The 1,733-nt window shown below is 36.4% G+C and carries 1 protein-coding gene; it reads right to left on the bottom strand.

What is annotated here, in order from left to right:
• Positions 1-86: 86 nt before the first annotated feature.
• A complete protein-coding gene (locus HHL23_RS22340) occupies positions 87-1,634 on the bottom strand; it encodes an IS1182 family transposase (RefSeq protein ID WP_169236941.1) in 1,548 nt (515 codons plus the stop codon).
• Positions 1,635-1,733 lie beyond the last annotated feature (99 nt).

Here is a 1,733-nt window from a genome sequence, read left to right as displayed (position 1 = left end):
GAGTCCGTCTCACAACCAGTGAGGCGGATTTTTTTTGTATTTATTCGTTTTTCTTTTGAAGTTTTTTCCAGTTTGAAAAGTGTCTCTTATGCCACTTTCTTTCTTAGGTTGTGAGCTAAAGCATGTAATCCGAACTCTATTTCTACTTTTTTCAGAGATTTAAGGCTAAAACGTCTAAATCCATGACAATGTTTTAAATGTGCAAATACAGGTTCTACATCGTAACACCGTTTTTTTCGTTTCACTATGCCTTCTTCACTTAGGAGTAACTCCCGGACTTTTTCTTTATGACGTTCCAGATTATGGTTTCTTTCTATGCTGCGGTTGGTCTTTGAATGGTGACAAACTCCCCGAATAGGACAACCTACGCAGTTCTTTGCCTGATAATGGGATAACTTTTGTTTAAAGCCACTTTTAGTGGTGGCATTACTTTCGTGCGTTTTATCCATCCGCTGTCCCATAGGACAGAGATAAAAATCCTGATCCTTGTTGTAATACAGGTTTTCTTTACTAAATGTTTTATATTTTTTCTGATAATTCTTATCCTGCTCTTTGTCAAAGGTATTATATTTTACAAATGCTTCTATCTCATTATCTTGAAGATATTCATAGTTTTCCTCACTTCCATAGCCTGCATCTGCGGTCAGGCTTTTTATATTAGAGAACACTTCTTTTCCAAAGGTTTCTTTAAGATTTTCCAAATGGGAATGAAGGGTTCCTATATCATTGGTTTGTCTGTGTACCGTATAGTTGATAATGAACTGATTCTCGCTCGATACCTGAGTGTTGTAGGCAGGTTTGAGCTGTCCGTTTTTCATATGATCTTCTTTCATACGCATGAAAGTAGCATCATGATCTGTTTTGCTGTAAGACCCCCTCTCTTCTAATATCTTTTCCTGATTCTGGTATTTTTCAAGGTTTTTCTCAAAATTATTTTTGATATAGTTTAATTTAGACTTGGCTCCCGCTCTGCCTTTCTTATCTGTTGTATTACTGCCCTTAAGCTTTCTATCAATACTCTCTACCGTTTCTCTTATTTTTTCTTTACTGATCTCTTTAAAATCAGGGGGCTCGGGATCACTATCCTCTCTGGCAGCAATGTTTTGAGCATACTTCCAAAGCTCTTCCAATTGCTTTAGCATTTTCTCTTTATTGGTTTTGATGGATTTGGCCCAAACAAAAGTGTATCGTCCCGCCTGAGCTTCTATTTTCGTCCCGTCAGTGTAAACTTCCCGTAAACTAATCAAACCTTCTTCTGCCAGCAGAAGCACAACCTGACGAAAAATATCTTTGAATGCATCCTTAAGTTTCTGGCTTCTAAAGCGGGATATCGTATTATGATCTACCTGCTTCATCCCGGAAAGCCACATGAAATTAACATTCTCTTTTACGGATTTTTCTATTCTTCTACTAGAGTAAGTGTTGTCCATATAGGCATAGATCATAATCTTAAGCATCATTTTGGGATGATAACTCGGATTACCTTCTTTTTTATAAGCCTTAAGCAGAGGATCAATTTTAATCTTATCAATCACATCATTGACAATGCGAACAGGATGATACTCCGGAATCAAGTCCTCAAAAGTGGGTGGAAACAAAAATAGTTGATGCTGATTATAATCCTTGAAATTCATACAGATACCTGATATACAGTTAAATGTAATGAAAATAAAACAGTAAAACAAGTACTTTTATAACAAAAAGAATCTGCCTCAGTTGTGAGACAGATTCTT

It is taken from the genome of Chryseobacterium antibioticum (assembly GCF_012927325.1).
Classification (GTDB): Bacteria; Bacteroidota; Bacteroidia; order Flavobacteriales; family Weeksellaceae; genus Chryseobacterium; species Chryseobacterium antibioticum.
Note: the sequence above shows the minus strand (reverse complement) of the source record. Positions and strands in the feature narration are given on the sequence as shown.

What these genes read in the sequence shown, in the direction of transcription:
- HHL23_RS22340 (WP_169236941.1), bottom strand. Translation starts at nt 1,634, where the DNA reads ATGAATTTCAAGGATTATAATCAGCATCAACTATTTTTGTTTCCACCC.